Origin of the sequence: Actinoplanes sp. NPDC051494, from assembly GCF_044454705.1 — a bacterium.
Lineage (GTDB): Bacteria > Actinomycetota > Actinomycetes > Mycobacteriales > Micromonosporaceae > Actinoplanes.
In genome coordinates this window covers 176,315-194,660 of sequence record NZ_JBITDZ010000005.1, presented here as the reverse complement: position 1 = coordinate 194,660, position 18,346 = coordinate 176,315, and the positions used below count along the sequence as shown (strand labels likewise).

Below are 18,346 nucleotides of genomic sequence, written 5' to 3'. Positions count from 1 at the left end.
TTAGACGCCCTGGGTCGCCGCGACCGCCATCGTGGACCATTTCATGGCGGCCATCACGGTGCCCGAGAGGTCCTGCCCGGCGTATGCTGCCGCCACCTCCTGCAGGTCGCCGCGCTCGTACGCGTTGACGATCCGCAGCACCTGGCCGAGCGGTCCGGTGCCGCGTTCGAGGGCCGCCTCGATCTCCGGTGTCAGCGGCAGCTGGTGGGCCATCGAGGCCGGGGTGATCCCGATCATCTGGGCCACTGCGGTGATCAGCCCGGCCATGAACGCCGCGTCCGGGGCGGTGCCGAACGCCGCCGCGACGTTCTGGCACAGCCGGGCCCGGGTCAGCGCGTCGGCCATCTGCGCCTCGGTCGCCTCCGCGACGTCGTCGACGACCATCAGCATCGCCCACTGCCGGATGTGCGGCAGACCCAGCATCACCACCGCCTGGCGTACGGACGACACCCGGCTCGTGGCGCCGACGGCGGCCGAATTGCTGGCCCGCAGCACGCGCATGGTCAGTGCCGGGTCACCGGCGATGATCTCGAGTACCTTCTCCAGGTCCGCCTCCCGGGCGGTCAGCGCGCCGAGCAGTTCCAGGCGGCGCAGCTTCGACGGGGTCAGGCTGTTCGCGGTGAGTACCTGCGGGCGGCTCAGCACGTACCCCTGGCGCAGTTCGAAGCCGTACTTGTTGCTGAGCGCGAGATGCTCGCCGGTCTCCAGGCCCTCGGCCACGATCTTGATGTCCGGGTACGCGCGGCAGGCCTCGACGATCTCGTCCAGGTGGGTGAGGTCCCCGCCGAGCAGATCGAGCTTCACGTACGACGCTACGGGCAGCAGCTTCTCGTGCCCCGAGCCCCACACGAAGTCGTCGAGCGCGATCTTGTAGCCCTGCGCGACGAGCGCGGCGACCCCGGCGACGACCTCCTCGTCGACCTCCACGGTCTCGAGCACCTCGAGCACCACGTGCTCGGGGCCGAACGGCAGCACCAGCTCCCCGGTCAGGAACTCCCGGGTCATGTTGATGAAGCAGGTCCGGTCGCCGACCACCTCGTCGATGCCGAACTCGGTGAACGCGTTCACGATGACCTGACTGGTCGCGTACGTGTCGCGCCGGCCCGCCTCGACCGCGTCCATGCTGCCACGGAACAGCAGCTCGTACGCGACGACGTCGCCCGTCTCGTCGAAGATCGGCTGCCGGCCGACGTGCACGAGCTGAGTGCCGGGCGGCGGGTGCGGCACCATGGGGTTCACGCCTGACACATCGGCCGTACCCCCTCAGTCTGAAGCTTTTCCGGTGCCTTGTGGTTGCAGCTCCTCGATCAGGGTGCGCCGGGTGGGCGTCCAGCCCAGCGACCGCGCCTTCGCGCCGGTTGCCTGCTGGTCCAGCATGAGCGCGTCGGCGAACGCCCCGCCGAGCCGCAACCGGGACGTGTCGGCACTCTCCGGCACGAACCCGCCCACGCCGGCGACGGCCGCGCCCAGTTCCGCCACGGTCGGGTTGTCCCCGGACGCGCCGATCAGGTAGCCGAGGCCCTCGCCGCGCTCCAGCACGATCCGGTACAGCACCGCCAGGTCGTCGACGTGCACGGTGGTCCAGTGCTGCGAGCCGTCCCCGGGCAGCGGCAGCTTGCCGTCGGCGGTGCGGCTGCGCGTGAAACTCTCGATGACGCTGCCGCCGCCGTGGCCGTAGACGACCGCCGGGGCCAGGACCGTCACGGTCAGCCCGGAGGTGAGCACGGTCTCCTCGACCGGGATGCGCCACTCGGTCAGCGCGGGCGGCCGCACCGGCGACTCCTCGGTGATGGCGTCGTTGTCACCCCAGAGCCAGATGCCGCTGGTGTGCACGTACGGCTTGCCGGCCTGTTTGGCGGCCTCCACCACGCCGCGGTCCAGCTGCTGGGTGGAGGGGTCGCCGGTCGCGGCGAGGTGCGCGACCGCGTCCGCGTCGGCGAACCGGGCGGCCATCCACCCGGGGTTGAACAGGTCCCCGACGGCGGCCACCGCGCCGAGCCGCCCGGCCTTCACCGCGGCGTCCGCGTTGCGCACCAGCACGGTCACCTGATGCCCGGCCCGGACCAGCTCCGGCACCAGCGCCGAACCGATGTAACCCGACCCGCCCGTCAATGCGATCTTCATGAGGGCGACGCTAACCCGGACCGGCCGCAACCAGGGTGGTGACGTTCGCCTCGCCACAAAACTTAACGTCCCGTCGCCGCCAGCAGGCCGGCCAGTTCGGCGGGCCGGGTCAGCATCGGCCAGTGGCCGGAGTCGATGTCGACCAGGTCGAGGTGCTCGGCCCGGGCCAGTTCGGGGAGCTCGCCCGCGTCGAGCCATTCGCGCGCCTGCGCCGGGGTGAATTCCGGGCAGATCAGCACGACGGGTACGCCGTAGCGGCGCTCGTCCGTCAGCCGCACCACGCCGCGGGCGACCCCCTCGGGAACCGGGACCGCGGCGGCCTCGAACGCCCGGCGGGCCGGCTCGTCCAGGTCGGCGGCGTCGGGCCCGTCGAACGGCGCCCAGCCCGGGAACGGCATGAAACCGTCCTCGATCGCGAAGAACTCCGCGTACGCGGCGCCGTCGGCCTGGGGGAAGCCACCGATCAGCACCACCGTGGCCACCCGGTCGGGCCGCGCGTCGGCCGCCAGCCACGCCAGCGTGCACGCGGCGGAGTGCCCCACCACCACCGACCGGCCGGGGGCCGCGTCCACGGCGGCGAGCACCGCGTCCACCTGATCGCTCAGCGTGGCGCCGGCGCCTACCGGCAGCGTCACCGGCACGGCCTGCCGGCCCCGCTCCGCCAGGCCGGCCACGACCTCGCTCCACACCGGGGCGTCGGTCCACAGGCCACCGACGAGGACGAGCTGTTCTGCAGTCATGACCTCACCCTAGGACCGGTTCCGGACGATCGGCTTCCGGTACTCTCCGGGCGTGCCGACGAGTCCCACCGCACGTGCCCTGCGCACCCTCGAGATCCTCCAGGCCCGCCCCGGCACCACCGCCGGCCGGCTCGCGGAGCTCCTCGGCGTGACGGAACGCGCCGCCCGCCGCTACGTCGGCATCCTGCGCGAGGCCGGCATCACCGTCGAGTCCACCCGCGGGCCGTACGGCGGCTACCGGCTGGGCCGCGGCACCCGCCTGCCACCGGTGGTCTTCACCGAGGAGCAGGCCCTCGGGCTGGTCATGGCGGTGCTCGACGGGCAGCCGGCCGCGATCGACGCCGACGACCTGGTCGGCACCGCCCTCACCACGGTCATCAGAGCCCTCCCCGAGGGCATCGGCCGGCAGGCGGCGGCCCTGCGGGCGTACGCGACGGCCGCCCCGGACCCCCGCGCGGCCCGCCCCGACCCGGCGGTCACGAGTGCCCTGATCGGCGCGGTCGCCGACCGGTGCGTGGCCGCGATCACCCACCGCGGCGAGTCCGGCCGGCAGTCCGACACCGAGGTCGACCCGTGGGCGGTGGTGGTGCGCTACGGCCGGTGGTATCTGCTGTGCCACTCGCACCACGCGGACGCGATCCGCTGCTACCGCGTCGACCGGATCCGGGCCGTCCGCGGCACCGGCCGCCCGTTCACCCCACCGGCCGGTCTCGACCCGGTGGCCGTGCTCGAGGAGCACCTCGGCAGCGGCTGGAAGTATCCGGTGCGGGTGGCCTTCCACGCCCCCCTCGCCGAGGTCGCCCCCTGGATCCGCCCACCGATGGGCCGGCTCGGGGCCGACGGCGACCGCTGCGTGCTGACCGGCAGCACCCGCAACCCCGCGATGTACGCCCAGGAGTGGCTGGCGACCGTCCCGTTCCCGTTCACCGTCGAACAGGGCCCGGAGCTGCAGGCCGCGGTCGACGCGGTCGTGGCCCGTTTCACCGCTCACCGGGACCGGTAGGTCACGATCTCCGTGCACTGCTGCAGACTCATGGACGGGTGCGCCTGCCACAGTGCGCGGATGGCCTGGAACGTGTGACCCCGGGCCACCTCGCCGTCCACGAGCAGCCGTGTCCGCTCGGGCAGCACCGGCCACACGTCCGCGGCCCGGCAGAGATGGCACAGCGCGGCCACCCGCTCCGGCTCCGCGACGCGGCCCCGCGCCCCGCAGCGGGGACACCTGGTGTCGAACATCGGCCCATCCTAGGCGGCGAAGTACGACTCGGCTGCCTCCAGCCGCGGCACCGGCACGCCCAGCCGGCGCGCTTCGGCCAGGGTGTCGCGGCAGACCGCGCGCAGTTCCTCGGGGTTGGCGTGCGCCTGCATCACCGTACGCATCGGCGGGAAGTGACCGAAGAGCCAGGCGAGTGCCGGCGCCGCCAGCCAGACGGGTGCTCGGAACGGCAGCAGGTCGCCGCGATGGCGCCGTAGGTCGACGCCGCGTGCCTCGGCGAGGGGCAGCAGTTCGCGGGTGGCCAGGATCGCCTCGCGTACGTTGCGTGGTCTGCCGGCCAGTTCGGCGAGGGAGCCCAGTCTCAAGCTCTGCGTGTGCAGGCCCGCGTTCTGGATGAAGTGGATCGTCAACCAGCCCCGGAAGTCGGTGTTCTCCCGGATTCTGAACCCGGCCTCGCGCATCACCGTGCGCACGGCTTGCTCGCGCTCGGTCGGCGGCTCGCCGAGGGTGCCGAGGAAGACCATGGGCAGCAGGGCGGCCCGCAGCACGCCGTCGTCGCCGAAGCCGCCCCCGGCGCCGGGGAAGCCCCAGGCGACCTGGCCGGCGGGCAGGGCTTCGACCGCGGCCGACTGCTCGGCCCACAGATTGTTGAACACGAGCACGGTCGCGTTGCCCACGCGCGGCGCCAGCAAGGACATAGCCTCGGCGAAACCGTAGTGCTGCACGCTCACCACGATCAGGTCGAAGTCGTGGTCCGGCTCCAGCGATTCGCGGTAGCGCACCGGCCATCGCCCGGTGACGCGTTCGCCCCGCAACCGGCGCCGGGCGTCGAGCAGGTCGAGGTCGACCGCCGGTCCGTACGTCGCGGCCCGGCCGGGACGGACGTAGAACTCGATCTCGTGCCCGGCCCGCTCCAGCGCCCACCCGTACGCCACGGCGATGACGCCCCGGCCGACCAGCAGAATCTTCATGTCGCCCCTCATGGCCTAGAATCGGAGATCGTCTCCACTTCCAAAATATGGAGACGATCTCCACTTGTCAAAGGAGGCGCCGGGTGACCGCTGCCAAACCGTTGCGTGCCGACGCCCGGCGCAACCGGGACGCGCTGCTCGCCAAGGCTCGTGAGCTGTTCGCCAGCGGGTGCTTCGACCTGCGTTTCGACGACTTCGCCCGGCTGGCCGGCGTGGGCACCGGCACGCTGTACCGGCATTTCCCCACCCGCGCGGCGCTGGCCGAGGCGGTCTACCGGGAAGAGCTCACCGCGCTGTGCGTCCGGGCCCGCGAGCTACGAGCCACCCTGCCCGCGGTGGAGGCGCTGGCCGCCTTCCTGCACGGCTTCGTGGATCATCTGCACACCCACCAGGGTCTGGCCCGCACGCTCGCCACCCTCATGGCCGGGCGTTCGGACACCCTCGCCGACGGCGGCCGGGACCTGGACCTGGCCATCGCCGACCTGCTGGCCGCGGGCGTCGAGGAGGGCACCATCCGCGACGACGTGGGCTCCGGCGCCGTCATGACGGTCGTTCAGGGCATCTGCAATACCTGTGAGCAGCCGGGCTCCCGGGCCGACGCGGACGGTGCCGTCACCCTCGTGCTCGACGGCCTGCGCCGCCGCGCGTCATGAGACCGCGTTCGGGGGTGTGGTCACGAACCCCAGATTCTGCGGCCCCCGGAACGGGAACGTGACCCGTTCGTACCGGACGTCGTGCTGGTCGAGCCACTGCGCGATCGACTCGGCCAGGGCGTCCCGGCCGAGTTTCCGGTCGTCCCGCCAGAAGTTGCAGCAGGGGACGATGACGGTCGCCCGGGCCGTCGCGGAGTGGACGACCTCGCGGAGCGCCTGGTCGGGATGCAACCCGACCACGAGATCGTAGTAGGAGGCGTCCTCCGCGACGTAGGGGACGGCGCGTGACTCAACTCCCTTCAACGTCCACCCTCGCGGATCGACGACCTCCACCCGGTAGTTGAACCGCTTCCGCAACTCCCGCGCCAGCATTCCCTGACCGCCCGCCACGTCGGCGACGTACTCGACCGAGGCGCCAAAACGCTCGCCGATGAACTCGGCCATGATCGGGAAGCGGTCCGGGTCCCCGTGGAACCGGGGCCCGTTCGCCTTCGGCGGGTGCTGTCTGGTCCTGCCGCGATCACCCACCGCCGAACCGTACTGCACCTGCGCGTCAGGGTTCGGTGGTGAGGGCCTCCAGGACCTGCTGGCCGAACTTGGCCAGTTTGCTCTCGCCGACGCCGTTGACCGTGGCCAGCTCGGCCAGCGACCCCGGGCGCAGCGCCGCGATCTGGCGCAGCGTCGCGTCGTGGAAGACGACGTAGGCCGGGACGCCGGCCTCCTTGGCCGCCGCGGCCCGCCAGGTGCGCAGGCGCTCGAAGACCGCGGTGGCGGCCGGGTCGAGGTCGACGGCCGGGGCCGCGGACGACGCGGAGGGTTTGCGGGCGCGGGGAGCCTTGGTGCGCTCGGGTTCGCGGCGCATCATGACCTGGCGTTCGCGGCGCAGCACGGCGGCACTGTCGTCGGTCAGCGCCAGCGTGCCGTACTCACCCTCGACCGCGAGCAGGCCCTGGGCCAGGAGCTGGCGGACCACCCCGCGCCATTCCTGTTCGCGCAGGTCGTCGCCGATGCCGAAGACCGAGAGCTCGTGGTGGCGGAACTGGGTGATCTTCTCGGTGGTCTTGCCGAGCAGGATGTCGATGGACTGGCCGGCGCCGAACTTCTGGCCCCGCTCGCGTTGCAGGCGCAGGACCGTGGAGAGCAGCTTCTGGGCGGCGACCGTGCCGTCCCAGGACTCCGGCGGGGTGAGGCAGGTGTCGCAGTTGCCGCAGGCCGCGTCGGACGGCTGACCGAAATAGGCCAGCAGCTGGGAGCGGCGGCACTGGACCGTCTCGCACAGCGCCAGCATCGCGTCGAGGTGCGCGGCGAGGTTGCGGCGGTGGGCGAAGTCGCCGTCCGACGTCTCGATCATCTTGCGGTGCTGGACCACGTCCTGCAGGCCGTACGCGAGCCAGGCGGTCGACGGCTGCCCGTCACGCCCGGCCCGGCCGGTCTCCTGGTAGTAGCCCTCGACGGACTTGGGCAGGTCGAGGTGGGCGACGAACCGGACATCGGGCTTGTCGATGCCCATGCCGAACGCGATCGTGGCCACCATGACCAGGCCGTCCTCGCGCAGGAACCGGCTCTGGTTGGCGGCGCGGACCCGGGCGTCGAGCCCGGCGTGGTACGGCAGGGCGGCGACGCCGTTCTGCACCAGGAAGTCGGCGGTCTTGTCGACCGAGGCCCGCGACAGGCAGTAGACGATGCCGGCCTGACCGGGGTGCTCGGTGCGCAGCAGGTCGAGCAGCTGGCGCCTGGGCTCCTGCTTGGCGGCGATCCGGTACTGGATGTTGGGCCGGTCGAAGCTGGCCGTATAGTGCCTGGCGCCGACCAGGTCGAGGCGGGTGGCGATCTCCTCGCGGGTGGCGCTGGTCGCGGTGGCGGTCAACGCGATGCGGGGCACGTCCGGCCAGCGCTCGTGCAGCATCGACAGGTTGAGGTAGTCGGGCCGGAAGTCGTGGCCCCACTGCGACACACAATGCGCCTCGTCGATGGCGAACAGCGCGATCTTGCCCCGGTCGAGCAGCCGCTGGGTGGACGCGACACCGAGGCCTTCCGGGGCGACGTAGAGCAGGTCGAGCTCCCCGGCCACGAACTGCTGCTCGGTGAGCCGGCGCTCGGCGGCGTCCTGCGTCGAGTTGAGGAAGCCGGCCTTGACGCCCAGCTGGCGCAGGGCGTCGACCTGGTCCTGCATGAGCGCGATCAGCGGCGAGATCACCACCCCGACACCGGGCCGGACCAGCGACGGGATCTGGTAGCACAGCGACTTGCCGCCACCGGTCGGCATCAGCACCAGCGCGTCACCGCCGTCGATGACGTGCTCGATGATGTCGCGCTGCTCACCCCGGAAGTCGGCATAGCCGAAGACACGGTTGAGCACCTCGAACGCGGGACCGCTGAGCGGGGGAGCGGAAGTCACCCCGCGAGTTTAGTGACTCCCGCCCGGCCCCCGTCGCACCCTGTGGACAACCCCATCGTCACAGATCGACGGTGGTCCGTGTCGCCGTGTCGTAACTGCGTGCCGAGACGAAGTGCCCGTGCTCCACGGGAACGGCCGAGAGCAGGTCGAGGGCTTGCGCCTGCCGGTCCGCAGGGACCTTGAGGGCCAGGCTCACGTGCGGCACCCACTGTTCGGGCGAAGGCCACGGCTGCATGCCGGACAGGGCCGACCACGTCCGGGCGTGCATGCTCCGCAGCACATCGGTCGGCTGCACGCCGAGGATCAGGGCCCGGCCGAGCATCCGCACCGGCCCGAGCTCCGCGGCGAGCGGCAGGAGCGGCGCCGGCAGCCCGGCCAGGGACGTGGCGGTGAGCAGCGTCAGGTGGGGCCGGTTCGTCGGATGCGGGTGGGTGGCCAGGCTCGGCAGGCCGGCGTCGCGCAGGCGGCGCCAGAGATCGCGTACGACAGCCTCGAGTCGCGTGTCCAGCAGCAGTTCAACGGTCCGCACCGCACCGATCATGCCGCAGTGCCCGGCCCCGGCCCTTCCGGACGTACGCGATCCGCGCCCGGTCCAGGCTCGGGGCACCGTCGGGGCCGCACCGGCCGGTGCGGCCCACGGCTGCGGTCAGTCGAAGTTCAGGCTGCCCGTACGGGTGCGCTTGAGCTCGAAGAAGTCCGGGAATCCGGCCAGCGCCACCGCGCCGTCGAAGACCCGCACCGCCTGCTCGCCCCGGGGGATGCTGTTGAGCACCGGGCCGAAGAACGCGACGCCGTCGATGTGGATCGTGGGCGTGCCGACGTCCGGGCCGACCGGGTCCATGCCCTCGTGGTGGCTCTTGCGCAGGGCGGCGTCGTACTCGTCGGTGAGCGCCGCCTGGGCCAGCTCGGCCGGCAGGCCCGCCTCGGCCAGCGACTCGGCGATCACCTGGTCGATGTCCTGCTTGCGGCCCTGGTTGTGGATGCGGGTGCCGAGCGCGGTGTACAGCGGCAGGAGGACCTGGTCGCCGTGCTGCTGCCAGGCCGCGGTGATGACCCGGACGGTACCGAGCGACCTGTCGATCAGCTCGCGGTACGCCTCGGGCAGGTCACGGTTCTCGTTGAGGACGTAGAGGCTCATCACGTGCCAGCGCACGTCGATCTCGCGCTGCTTCTCGACCTCGAGGATCCATCGGGAGGTGATCCAGGCGAACGGGCACGCCGGATCGAAGTAGAAGTCGACAGTCGTCATGGCTCGACCCTATTCCTCGTCCTTAGGGGTCGTCACCGATTACGGCGTACGTCACGGTCGGCGAGCATCGAGCGATGACGATGATGACCCTCGTGCTGGTGGCCGCTTCCGCTCTGGTCGTGCCGTCCGCACCCCTGACCTGGGAGATCTGCGCGCCCGAGACCGGCACCGAGTGCGCCACCCTGCGGCTGCCGGTCGACTGGGACGACCCGGGCGGGGAGACGTTCGGCTTCCGGATCGCCCGGCACGCCGCGACGGACCAGGAACACCGGATCGGCACCCTGATCTTCGGTACGGGTGGCCCGGGCGACCCCGGCCTGCGGGCGGCCAAGCAGCTCAGCCGGTTCAGCGACGAGCAGATCCGCCGCTTCGACATCGTCAGCTACGACCCGCGCGGGGTGGCGAGAGCCACCCGATGCCCTGCGCGGTGCCGCAGACCCCGGTGATCAGCGACGCCGCCGCGTTCGAGGAACGGATCGCGCAGAACCGGGCGGCGTGGCGGGACTGCCGGGACACCTACGGCGCGCTCGTCGGTGCGCAGTACGCCGAGCGCTACCCGCACCGCGTACGGGCGATGGTGCTGGAGAGCGCGTTCGACCACAGCCTGGACACCCGCGGGTTCCTGCGCACCCAGGCGTGGGCGCTGCAGGACTCCTTCGACGCGTTCGTCGCGTGGTGCGACGGCAAATGAGCAGATCTGCGGGCCGGACATCCGGGCCGCGTGGGCCGCGCTGACGGCGACCGGGGACGCGTGGGAGCTGACCGCCACCGCCCACTACCTGCTCTACCGTCCCGACTACCCGCAACTGGCGCGGTGGATCAACAACCCGCAGGGCACGGTGCACGTCCCCACCCCGACGATCCCGGTGATGTGCAACGACCAGGCACTGCCGGTGCGCGACTACGACACGTACCGTCGTCTGCTGGACCGCACGCGGACGCGCGACCTGCGGTATTCCGCCGGGGTCCTGGCGATCGGGTACTGCCTGGGCTGGCCGCGGCCGGTGGCGAACCCGCCGCACCGGCTGGACGTGCACCTGCGCACCCCGGTCCTGCAGGTCAACTCGCGGCACGACCCGGCCACCGGCTACAACTGGGCGCTGTCGGTCGCGGCGCAGCTGGGCCGTTCCGGGGTGCTGCTCACCTACGGCGGCGCGGGCCACGGGTCGGCCGGTGCCACGCCGTGCATGCGGGCGGCCCGGGACGCGTACCTGATCGATCTGGTGGTCCCTCAGCGCGGGACGGTCTGCCCGGCCTGACCGACCCCGGCCTGACCGACCCCGGCCTGCGTGATCCGGTACGGCAGCGCCACCATGGCCAGCACCAGCTGCGCCGGGCTGCCGGCCGCGGCGGTGAGGTCGAGCGCGGCACCCTGCTGCCGGTGCTGGCCGGCGACGTGGTGCAGCGCCGACACCCCGGCACTGGCCAGGTGGGTGACGCCGGTGAGGTCGACGGTCAGCGGCAGGTTGCCGCCCCGGCCGCGGCGCAGCAGGTCCTGCTGCAGGTGGGCGGCGGACCCGGTGTCGACGGCGCCGGACACACGTACGGCGTCCGGCCCGTCGGCGGTCACCAGCAGGGGATCGCCGGGGTCGGGAGGCCCGGCGGGGTCACCGGGCGCCGGGGTGCCGGCCGGGCGCAGCAGGGCGTGCCGCACGGTGGCGACCGTGCCGTTCGTGCCGGGCGCCATGGTGAGGCTGCCGATGAGCTGAGCGGTCAGCGCCAGGCCCCGGCCGCGGTGCGACTCGCGGGCCGGTTCGCGCCAGGTGCCGTGGTCGGTGACCGTCGCCTCGACCTCCCCGGCGCCCGACAGGCGCACGTGCAGCGCGATCGTGTCCCGGCCGAACTCGCCGTCGAAGCCGTGCTCGATCGCGTTCGTGACCAGCTCGCCCAGCGCGTGCTGGAGCGCGAACGCGTCCTGCGGCGTGGCCCCGGCGGCGCTGAGCCAGCCGGCGAGCGCCACCCGGGACGCCCGCAGCGACCCGAGTTCCGCGGGCAGGGCCAGGTCGAGGTCCGCGGTGGCGGGGACGCGCTGGGCGGCCAGCAGGGTGATGTCGTCGGTGTGCCCGGTCGCGCGGACCAGCAGCTCGACGGTCTGCCCGCAGACCCGCCCGGCGGCGGTGTCGCCGGGGGCGTGCAGGGCCTGCCCGGTCGCGGCGGTCGCGGCGACCCGGGCCAGGTCGGCGCGGCCCTGCTCGAGGGTGCGCCCGGGGCGTTCGACGATGCCGTCGCTGTAGAGCAGCAGCAGGTCGCCGTCGCCGAGCCGGTCGTGGCGCACCGGGAACTCGCCGCCGGTGCCCAGCGGGGTGCCGCCGGTGCCGGGGAGGTACCGGGTCGTCCCGCCGGCGTCCACGACCAGCGGCGGGGGATGCCCGGCGGTGCAGTAGGCGAGCGTGCCCGCGACCCGGTCCAGCACGACGACGCCGACGGTGGTGGCGTGCGCGGCCGGCAGGCGCCGGGCGAACCGGTCGGCGGCGGCCAGCGACTCGGCGATCGTGGCGCCGCAGGAGAGGCGGTCGTCGAGCACCGCGCGGAGCTGGCCCATCACCCCGGACGCGGTGACGCCGTGCCCGACCACGTCGCCGACCACGAGCGCGACGGTGCCGTCGGGGCGCACGATCGCGTCGTACCAGTCCCCGCCGGCGGCCCGGTCGGCGTCGGCGAGCAGGTAGCTCGCGGCGATCTGCAGGCCGGGCAGCACCGGCACACCGCGGGGGAGCAGCTCGCTCTGCAGCGCGGTGACCACGTCGCGGGTCTGCTCGTAGCGTTCGCGCAGCTGGGCGGTCTGCCGCTCGGCGGTGGCCCGGGCCCGGACCATCTCGGTGACGTCGAACCCGGCGCCGATCACCCCGCGGATCGTCCCGTCGTCGTGGCGCCACGGGGTGATGGAGAAGTTGGCGAAGACCTCGTGGATCCCGCCGTCCGGCCGGGTCAGGGTGGCCCGCCACTCGGCGCCCGTGACCGGGACACCGGAGCGGTAGACCCCCGCGTACATCTCGATCCACTGCTGGCCGCTGACGTCGGCGAAGACGTCGGCCAGCGTGCGGCCGAGCGTCTCCCGGCCGTCGACCAGCGCCCGGGTGGCCGCGTTGACGTGGACGAGCCGCAGGTCGGCGCCCTCGCAGACGATGACGATGAACGGCATCTGGTCCGCGGCGGATGCGACGATGTCCGGGTCCGTCACACCCGACATGGTGCCACCGCTGCTCAGAGACCCGGCAGATCGAGGGTGTGCGCGGTGTGCGTCGCCTTCGTCGCCAGGTACCGGTGGTTGGCCGGGGACAGGTGCACCCCGGTCGGGATACGTTCCTTGACCTCGATGCCGTACGCCCGCAGCTGACCGGCTTTGTCCGGGTTGTTGCTCAGCAGCCGGATCTTCTCCGCGCCGAGCGCGAGCAGCATCTGGGCCGCCGCGGCGTAGTCGCGCTCGTCGTCGCCACGCCCGAGCGCCCGGTTGGCCTCGTAGGTGTCGAGGCCGGCCTCCTGCAGCGCGTACGCGTCGAGTTTCGCGTACAGCCCGATGCCGCGGCCCTCCTGGCGCAGGTACAGCAGCAATCCACCGGCGCCGGTGATCCGTTCGGCGGCCTCGCGCAGCTGGGGCCCGCAGTCGCAGCGCTGGCTGCCGAGCACGTCGCCGGTGAGGCATTCGCTGTGCGGGCGGACCAGCGGCACGTCCGCGTCGACGGCGTGCTCCCAGTCGCCCAGACCGAGCGCCAGGTGTTCCTTGCCGTCGGCCAGGCCGTCGAACGTGAACACCTGGGCGGTGGTCGCGTACCCGTCGGCGAACCGCATCGGGACGGTGACCCGGGTCCGGATCGTGGCCGGTCTGATCACCTTGCAGTCCATCGCCTCGGTCATCGGCCCCCCATGTTCGCCTCGGATGGCGGTTCTACCCGTAACCATCGTGATCAGTCCCTGTAACGGTCGGAAAGTGCGTAACGCAACAGCACCACGTCGCCGATCTGGCGCACCTCGGTCAGGTCGGCGCGGCGCTGCGGGCCCCACGGGAACCGGCCGTCGCCGACGAACCGGGGTGCCGCGGAGTCACCGACGAAGAACGGCGCGACCACGAGCTGCAGCTCGTCGGCGAGCCCGGCGGTGAGGAACTGGGTGTGCATGCTGCCGCCGCCCTCGACCATCAGCCGCCGCACGCCGCGCCCGGCCAGGTCGGTGGTGACCCGGGTGAGATCGACCGGGTCGCCGCCGTCGACGACGGTGGCGACGTCACCGAGCCGGCGGCGCGCGGACGGCAGCGCCGGGCCGGCGCAGTACACCAGCTTGTCGGCGTCGCCGAGGGCGAAGAACCGGGCCGCGGGGTCCAGGTCGCAGCTGCTGGTGACGGTGACCTTGGTGGGGTCGGGCCGTTGCCCGCGGGCCACCCGGGACGCGCGCCGGGCCTCGTCGCGGATCAGCAGCCGGGGGTTGTCCTGCCGGACCGTGCCGGCCCCGACGAGGATCGCGTCGCAGGTCGCGCGCACCTCGTCGACCCGGTCGAAGTCGGCGTCGTTGCTCAGCAGCAACCGCTCGTCACCCGGGCTGTCGACATAACCGTCGATGGACATGCCGCACGACAGCAGGACGTACGGTCGATCGATCACAGCCCCACCATAGGCCGCGCTGAGCGTGGCGGCACCTTCACGCACTGCTGCCGACCAGTTCCCGGACCGGGAGCACCGGCGCGACCCGCGCCACGACGGGGGCGACGGACGGGACACGGGTGCGCCCGAGCGCGCGGGTGACGATCACGACCAGGCCGGGCAGCGCCGCGACGAACGCGAACAGGCCGTAGACCACGGCGATGGTCAGGCCCTGGGCGGCGCTGAGGCCGGCGGCGCCGAACGCCCACGCGGTGACCCCCTCGCGGGGACCCCAGCCGCCGATGCTGACCGGGATGGTCATCGCGAGCAGGGCGAGCAGCATGAGCGGGACCAGTTGCGGCACCGGGGAGCCGGAGCCGGCCGCCCGGGCCGCGACCACGAACGTCGCGAGGTGCCCGGCCAGCACCAGGGTGGAGGCGAGCGCGATGCCCGGCCAGTTGCGGCGGGCCAGCAGCCCCTGGCGGATCTCGGTGACGGCGGTCCGGGCGGCCCGGGCCCAGCGCGACGCCCCGCTGCGCAACCGGCCGACGGCCAGGACCAGCAGGGCCGCGGCCACCACGACGGCCGCGGCGGCGATCGCGACGACCGGTGCGTGCGTGCGCAGCTGCGACAGGACCGGTGAGGGTACGGTCAGCAGCACCACGAGTCCCACCGTCACGAGGACGACCTGACCGGCCGTGCGCTCGAGGACGACGGCGCGCACGCTCTTGCCGACGTCGCCGCCCTGCTTGCCGTGCCGCACCGCCCGGTCGACGTCACCGAGGACGCCGCCGGGCAGCGCCGCGTTGATGAACAGCGCCTTGTAGTAGTCGCCGACCGCGGTCCGCATCGACAGCCGCAGGCCGAGGCCGCGGGCGACGAGGCACCAGCGCCAGGCGCTGAGGACCGTGGTGGCGACGCCGATCGTGAACGCGGCACCCAGGGTGGTCGCGTCGATCACCCGCAGGCCGTCGAGGAAGGCCCCCGTGCCCAGGCGCCAGAGCAGCACGGCGAGGATCGCCACCCCGCCGAGCACCCGTGCCCACGCCCAGATCGATCGGTTCATCGTGCCGCCACCTCCGGTTAGCCGTTCTGCGACTAATACGGCCCGGCAGGCGCGTCCGGTTCAGTCTTTCTGTGCGTAAAGATCTTGGTGACCCACCACGACCCGCAGCTCACCCGCGCCGGCGGCCGCCGACCGGGCCGCCAGATAGCCGTCGAGCTGCAGCTCAGGGCGCTGTTCGGCGGCGGCCGCGACCCAGCCGCGCAGCCAGTTCACGATCAGGTCACGGTCGTCCGGGCCGAGAACCCAGGGACTCGGACGGGTGGTGACGCTCGCCCCGGCCTTCGCGAACGACTCCGCCGCGGCGCCGATCGCCTCCGGGCCGAGCAACCACCGGTCGCCGGTGTGCCGCCGCTGGTGGTCGTTGAACGCGGCCGTCACCTGCTCGTCGAGCGGGTGCGGCGGGTCCAGGGTGACCTCACCGGCCACGGTCAGCGTGAACAGCGCCGGGGTGCCGGACCCGGCGCAGAGGTCGGCCAGCGCCTCGACCTCGTCGCTGGTGAACAGGTCGAGCAGGGCCGAGCAGGTCACCAGCGACACCCCCGCGAAGTGCTCCGCGGTCAGGGCGGTCACGTCCAGGTCCTCGGTGCTCACGGTCACCGGGCTGCCGTCGGCCGCCGTCGTGGGCAGGTGCTGTTTCGCGTACGCGAGAAGCGCCGGATCGCGGTCCTGCAGGATCCAGTGCTGGGGGCCGGACAGCCGCGGGGCGAGCCAGCGCCCCAGCTGACCGGCACCGCAGCCGAGATCGCGGACCACGGTCACGCCGTCGTGCCGGGTGAGCCCGGCGGCGGCGAGCTCGACCAGGTCGGACGAGCGGGCCACCGCGTCGGCGGGCTCACGCAGCAGCAGCCAGTCGGTGCTGAACTCTCCGGTCATACGTGCAATACCTCGCTCAGTCGTCGTGTCGTCTCGTCCCAGCCGCGCAGGGTGGCGCGGCGGTCCCGGGCCGCGGCCCGCCACCGCCGGCGCAGGCCGGGGTCGGTCAGCCAGCGCCGCAGGGCACCGGCCAGGGCGGGGACGTCGCCGGGCGGCACCAGGGCTCCCGGCACGGTCCCGTCCGGGGCCGCGCCGAGCGCCTCGGGAACCCCCTCGACCCGGGTGCCCAGCACGGGGACCGCGCGGGCGAGGGCCTCGGTGACCACCATCCCGTACGTCTCCGCGAGCGACGGCAGGACCAGCAGGTCCGCCGTCGCGTACGTCCCGGCCAGCGCCGCCCCGGTGCGGGTGCCCACGAAGCGCACCCGGTCACCGGCGTGGCGGACCCGGTCCGCATACCCCGGGTCACGGTCGAGAGCGCCCGCGCAGACGCAGTCCCAGTCCAGGTCGTTCAGCGTACGCAGCGCGTCAACCAGCACGTCCTGGGCCTTGCGCGGGGTCACCGCGGCCACGCACAGCAACCGGTTGCCGGCCTCGCTGCCGGGTGCCTCCGGAGCTGGGTCGACACCGGGCGGGGCCACGTGCACGCTGCCCGGCGCCAGGTCGTGCAGGTTCTCCACCCGCCGGGCCGCGCCGGCGCTGGTCGCCACGACGCGGGCCGCGGCGCGCAGGGTCCGGCCCTCGCGTGCGGTCAGTTCCGCGGGAGCGCCCGGCTCGTCGCCGAGCGGCAGGTGCACCAGCACGACCGGGCGCAACCGGGCCGCGTGGGCCTCGATCACCTCCGGCGCCGCGCAGGCGACCAGGCCGTCCAGCAGCACCGTCGCACCGTCCGGGACCGCGGCCAGCTCGGCGCCCAGCCGGGCCCGGTCCGTGGCCGACGGCTGTGGCCAGGCCCCGGTCACCGCACGTTCGTGCACCTCACGGGTGGCGGCGAGCCCGGTCAGGACCCGCCGGTCGTACGTGTTGCCGCCGCTCGGTGCCGCCGGGTCGTCGATCCCGCCCGGCAGCACCGCCCAGAGTGCGGCTGTCACAGATCGCGCTCGTACGACGCCCACGCGATGTGCGACTCGTGCAGCGTCACGGCGATCCCGGTGAGCCCGCCCGCGCCGGCGCCCAGGCCGCCGGTCGCGGCCTTGTCCGCGAGCCGGTCCGCGATGACCTTGGCCAGGAACTCGGTCGACGTGTTGATCCCGGTGAAGTCGGGGTCGTCGTCGAGGTTCTGGTAGCTCAGGCCGCCGCAGATGGCGTGCAGCTCCTGGCTCGCCAGGCCGATGTCCACGACGATGTTGTCGTCGTCGAGCTGGGGCCGCTTGAACGTGGCGTCCACGACGAAGGTGGCGCCGTGCAGCTTCTGGGCGGGACCGAACACGTCGCCCCGGAAGCTGTGGGCAACCATGATGTGATCACGGACGGTGACGCTGAACAATTTCACTCTCCTGTTTCGTAGGTGATCAGGTGGCACAGCGCCGGCAACTCGCCGCTGGTCAGCCGCGGCATGACCGCCGGGAGCGCGGCGAAGTCGGACTCCCCGGTCAGCAACGCGTCGAAGATCGGGTCCTCGAGCAGGTCCAGGGCGGTGGCCAGGCGGTCCGCGTACGTGCGCCGGTCGCGCCGCGCCGGGGCGATGCCGCCGACCTGGCTGCTCTTGATGACCAGCCGCCGGGAATGGAAGAACTCGCCGAGCGGCACGCTGACCTGGCGGTCGCCGTACCAGCTGAGCTCGACGACCGTACCCTCGGTGGCCAGCAGCTCCAAGGAGCGGGTCAGGCCCTCCGAGGTCGCGCTGGCGTGCACGACCAGGTCGCGGTCACCGGCCGCGTCCGGCGGCAGCGCGAAGTCCACCCCCAGCCGGGCGGCGAGCAGCGCCCGTTCCGGGTTGGCGTCGACGAGCTGCACCCGGGTGGCGGGGAAGCGGGCGAGGGTCGCGGCGACGCTGGCGCCGATCATCCCGGCGCCCACCACGGTGATCCGGTCGCCGATCAGCGGGGCGGCGTCCCACAGCGCGTTGAGCGCGGTCTCCACCGTCCCGGCCAGGACCGCCCGGCGGGCCGGTACGTTCTCCGGCACCACGGTCACCGCCTCGGCGGGCACGACATAGTGCGTCTGGTGCGGGTAGAGGCAGAACACGGTCCTGCCGACCAGCTCGGCGGGGCCCTGCTCGACCACGCCGACGTTCAGGTAGCCGTACTTCACCGGGGCCGGGAAGTCGCCCTCCTGGAACGGGGCGCGCATCGCGGCGTGCTGGCTCGCCGGCACGCCACCGCGGAAGACCAGCGTCTCGGTGCCCCGGCTGACACCGGAGTGCAGGGTCCGCACGAGCACCTCGCCGGGGCCCGGTTCGGGCACCTCCACCGGCCGGATCTCACCGTCGCCGGGCTTCGCGATCCAGAACGCCTGGGCCGTCACAACGATCTCCTTCTCGCCCGGGTGAACCATCTGTGCCGGGGCAACGTGTTGGTGGAGGACAGCGGCAACCATACGC

22 protein-coding genes are annotated in these 18,346 nt (G+C 73.1%); 5 read left to right on the top strand and 17 right to left on the bottom strand.

Annotated features, from left to right (window positions below):
* The 3 genes from ACIA6A_RS20080 to ACIA6A_RS20070 all read right to left on the bottom strand — a co-directional run bounded on the left by ACIA6A_RS20080 (position 1) and on the right by ACIA6A_RS20070 (position 2,864).
* The gene (locus ACIA6A_RS20080; protein ID WP_396099545.1) at positions 1-1,230 is read right to left on the bottom strand and encodes an EAL and HDOD domain-containing protein; all 1,230 of its coding nucleotides are present in this window, start codon (positions 1,228-1,230) and stop codon (positions 1-3) included.
* A 33-nt stretch (positions 1,231-1,263) separates the two neighbouring features.
* The gene (locus ACIA6A_RS20075) at positions 1,264-2,124 is read right to left on the bottom strand and encodes an NAD-dependent epimerase/dehydratase family protein (protein WP_396099218.1); all 861 of its coding nucleotides are present in this window, start codon (positions 2,122-2,124) and stop codon (positions 1,264-1,266) included.
* Positions 2,125-2,186: 62 nt separating this feature from the next.
* Positions 2,187-2,864, bottom strand: a complete 678-nt coding sequence (locus tag ACIA6A_RS20070; RefSeq protein ID WP_396099217.1) for an alpha/beta fold hydrolase — start codon at positions 2,862-2,864, stop codon at positions 2,187-2,189.
* Positions 2,865-2,916: 52 nt separating this feature from the next.
* Between ACIA6A_RS20070 and ACIA6A_RS20065 the strand changes: the two genes are divergently transcribed.
* Entirely contained in the window at positions 2,917-3,867 is a 951-nt protein-coding gene (locus tag ACIA6A_RS20065; RefSeq protein ID WP_396099216.1) for a helix-turn-helix transcriptional regulator, read from the top strand.
* On the opposite strand, the gene ACIA6A_RS20060 is transcribed toward ACIA6A_RS20065, so the two are convergent.
* Both ACIA6A_RS20060 and ACIA6A_RS20055 read right to left on the bottom strand, forming a co-directional pair.
* Complete coding sequence (locus ACIA6A_RS20060; protein WP_396099215.1) at positions 3,852-4,100, bottom strand: hypothetical protein; 249 nt, start codon at positions 4,098-4,100, stop codon at positions 3,852-3,854. The two genes, ACIA6A_RS20065 and ACIA6A_RS20060, sit on opposite strands and share 16 nt — an antisense overlap.
* A 9-nt stretch (positions 4,101-4,109) precedes the next feature.
* Positions 4,110-5,051: a ketopantoate reductase family protein gene (locus ACIA6A_RS20055; protein ID WP_396099214.1), complete on the bottom strand. Its 942-nt coding sequence runs from the start codon at positions 5,049-5,051 to the stop codon at positions 4,110-4,112.
* A gap of 83 nt (positions 5,052-5,134) precedes the next feature.
* Here ACIA6A_RS20055 and ACIA6A_RS20050 point away from each other — a divergent pair, with 83 nt between their 5' ends.
* Entirely contained in the window at positions 5,135-5,704 is a 570-nt protein-coding gene (locus ACIA6A_RS20050; RefSeq protein WP_396099212.1) for a TetR/AcrR family transcriptional regulator, read from the top strand.
* Here the strand turns inward: ACIA6A_RS20050 and ACIA6A_RS20045 are convergent.
* The 4 genes from ACIA6A_RS20045 to ACIA6A_RS20030 all read right to left on the bottom strand — a co-directional run bounded on the left by ACIA6A_RS20045 (position 5,699) and on the right by ACIA6A_RS20030 (position 9,351).
* Entirely contained in the window at positions 5,699-6,232 is a 534-nt protein-coding gene (locus ACIA6A_RS20045) for a hypothetical protein (protein WP_396099211.1), read from the bottom strand. The two genes, ACIA6A_RS20050 and ACIA6A_RS20045, sit on opposite strands and share 6 nt — an antisense overlap.
* A 25-nt stretch (positions 6,233-6,257) precedes the next feature.
* Complete coding sequence (gene recQ / locus ACIA6A_RS20040; protein WP_396099210.1) at positions 6,258-8,102, bottom strand: DNA helicase RecQ; 1,845 nt, start codon at positions 8,100-8,102, stop codon at positions 6,258-6,260.
* Positions 8,103-8,160: 58 nt separating this feature from the next.
* Positions 8,161-8,631, bottom strand: coding sequence for a 2'-5' RNA ligase family protein (locus tag ACIA6A_RS20035; RefSeq protein ID WP_396099209.1), 471 nt, complete (start codon positions 8,629-8,631; stop codon positions 8,161-8,163).
* 117 nt (positions 8,632-8,748) lie between these two features.
* The gene (locus ACIA6A_RS20030) at positions 8,749-9,351 is read right to left on the bottom strand and encodes a DsbA family protein (protein WP_396099208.1); all 603 of its coding nucleotides are present in this window, start codon (positions 9,349-9,351) and stop codon (positions 8,749-8,751) included.
* Between the two features lie 74 nt (positions 9,352-9,425).
* Between ACIA6A_RS20030 and ACIA6A_RS20025 the strand changes: the two genes are divergently transcribed.
* The 3 genes from ACIA6A_RS20025 (at position 9,426) to ACIA6A_RS20015 (ending at position 10,610) form a co-directional block, all read left to right on the top strand.
* The gene (locus ACIA6A_RS20025; protein ID WP_396099207.1) at positions 9,426-9,797 is read left to right on the top strand and encodes a hypothetical protein; all 372 of its coding nucleotides are present in this window, start codon (positions 9,426-9,428) and stop codon (positions 9,795-9,797) included.
* Positions 9,779-10,042: an alpha/beta fold hydrolase gene (locus tag ACIA6A_RS20020; RefSeq protein WP_396099206.1), complete on the top strand. Its 264-nt coding sequence runs from the start codon at positions 9,779-9,781 to the stop codon at positions 10,040-10,042. The genes ACIA6A_RS20025 and ACIA6A_RS20020 overlap by 19 nt, the downstream gene beginning before the upstream one ends.
* A 178-nt stretch (positions 10,043-10,220) precedes the next feature.
* Positions 10,221-10,610, top strand: coding sequence for an alpha/beta hydrolase (locus ACIA6A_RS20015; protein WP_396099205.1), 390 nt, complete (start codon positions 10,221-10,223; stop codon positions 10,608-10,610).
* Here the strand turns inward: ACIA6A_RS20015 and ACIA6A_RS20010 are convergent.
* Genes ACIA6A_RS20010 through ACIA6A_RS19975 form a run of 8 tightly spaced genes read right to left on the bottom strand, consistent with a single transcriptional unit; the run spans position 10,583 to position 18,300 of the window.
* Positions 10,583-12,541, bottom strand: coding sequence for a SpoIIE family protein phosphatase (locus ACIA6A_RS20010; RefSeq protein ID WP_396099204.1), 1,959 nt, complete (start codon positions 12,539-12,541; stop codon positions 10,583-10,585). The two genes, ACIA6A_RS20015 and ACIA6A_RS20010, sit on opposite strands and share 28 nt — an antisense overlap.
* A 14-nt stretch (positions 12,542-12,555) precedes the next feature.
* On the bottom strand, positions 12,556-13,206 hold the full coding sequence (gene ribA / locus ACIA6A_RS20005) for a GTP cyclohydrolase II (protein WP_396099203.1): 651 nt from the start codon (positions 13,204-13,206) through the stop codon (positions 12,556-12,558).
* A 50-nt stretch (positions 13,207-13,256) separates the two neighbouring features.
* Positions 13,257-13,946, bottom strand: coding sequence for a RibD family protein (locus ACIA6A_RS20000; RefSeq protein ID WP_396099202.1), 690 nt, complete (start codon positions 13,944-13,946; stop codon positions 13,257-13,259).
* A gap of 37 nt (positions 13,947-13,983) precedes the next feature.
* Positions 13,984-14,991 (bottom strand): lysylphosphatidylglycerol synthase transmembrane domain-containing protein, encoded by a 1,008-nt coding sequence (locus tag ACIA6A_RS19995; RefSeq protein WP_396099201.1) that lies wholly within the window; start codon positions 14,989-14,991, stop codon positions 13,984-13,986.
* A gap of 60 nt (positions 14,992-15,051) precedes the next feature.
* Positions 15,052-15,864, bottom strand: coding sequence for a class I SAM-dependent methyltransferase (locus tag ACIA6A_RS19990; RefSeq protein ID WP_396099200.1), 813 nt, complete (start codon positions 15,862-15,864; stop codon positions 15,052-15,054).
* On the bottom strand, positions 15,861-16,895 hold the full coding sequence (locus ACIA6A_RS19985; protein WP_396099199.1) for a glycosyltransferase family 4 protein: 1,035 nt from the start codon (positions 16,893-16,895) through the stop codon (positions 15,861-15,863). The genes ACIA6A_RS19990 and ACIA6A_RS19985 overlap by 4 nt, the downstream gene beginning before the upstream one ends.
* A complete protein-coding gene (locus tag ACIA6A_RS19980) occupies positions 16,892-17,290 on the bottom strand; it encodes a 6-pyruvoyl trahydropterin synthase family protein (protein WP_396099544.1) in 399 nt (132 codons plus the stop codon). Before ACIA6A_RS19980 ends, ACIA6A_RS19985 begins: the two co-directional genes overlap by 4 nt.
* A 2-nt stretch (positions 17,291-17,292) precedes the next feature.
* On the bottom strand, positions 17,293-18,300 hold the full coding sequence (locus tag ACIA6A_RS19975) for a dehydrogenase (RefSeq protein WP_396099198.1): 1,008 nt from the start codon (positions 18,298-18,300) through the stop codon (positions 17,293-17,295).
* Between the last annotated feature and the right edge of the window lie 46 nt (positions 18,301-18,346).

Bases quoted from the DNA above. Each gene is read 5' to 3' on its own strand.
- ACIA6A_RS19990 (WP_396099200.1), bottom strand. From the start codon at position 15,864: ATGACCGGAGAGTTCAGCACCGACTGGCTGCTGCTGCGTGAGCCCGCC.
- ACIA6A_RS20025 (WP_396099207.1), top strand. From the start codon at position 9,426: ATGACGATGATGACCCTCGTGCTGGTGGCCGCTTCCGCTCTGGTCGTG.
- ACIA6A_RS19975 (WP_396099198.1), bottom strand. From the start codon at position 18,300: ATGGTTCACCCGGGCGAGAAGGAGATCGTTGTGACGGCCCAGGCGTTC.
- ACIA6A_RS20015 (WP_396099205.1), top strand. From the start codon at position 10,221: ATGTGCAACGACCAGGCACTGCCGGTGCGCGACTACGACACGTACCGT.
- ACIA6A_RS20080 (WP_396099545.1), bottom strand. From the start codon at position 1,230: ATGGTGCCGCACCCGCCGCCCGGCACTCAGCTCGTGCACGTCGGCCGG.
- ACIA6A_RS20030 (WP_396099208.1), bottom strand. From the start codon at position 9,351: ATGACGACTGTCGACTTCTACTTCGATCCGGCGTGCCCGTTCGCCTGG.
- ACIA6A_RS20060 (WP_396099215.1), bottom strand. From the start codon at position 4,100: ATGTTCGACACCAGGTGTCCCCGCTGCGGGGCGCGGGGCCGCGTCGCG.
- ribA (WP_396099203.1), bottom strand. From the start codon at position 13,206: ATGACCGAGGCGATGGACTGCAAGGTGATCAGACCGGCCACGATCCGG.
- ACIA6A_RS20070 (WP_396099217.1), bottom strand. From the start codon at position 2,864: ATGACTGCAGAACAGCTCGTCCTCGTCGGTGGCCTGTGGACCGACGCC.
- ACIA6A_RS20055 (WP_396099214.1), bottom strand. From the start codon at position 5,051: ATGAAGATTCTGCTGGTCGGCCGGGGCGTCATCGCCGTGGCGTACGGG.
- ACIA6A_RS20010 (WP_396099204.1), bottom strand. From the start codon at position 12,541: ATGTCGGGTGTGACGGACCCGGACATCGTCGCATCCGCCGCGGACCAG.
- ACIA6A_RS19995 (WP_396099201.1), bottom strand. From the start codon at position 14,991: ATGAACCGATCGATCTGGGCGTGGGCACGGGTGCTCGGCGGGGTGGCG.
- ACIA6A_RS20075 (WP_396099218.1), bottom strand. From the start codon at position 2,124: ATGAAGATCGCATTGACGGGCGGGTCGGGTTACATCGGTTCGGCGCTG.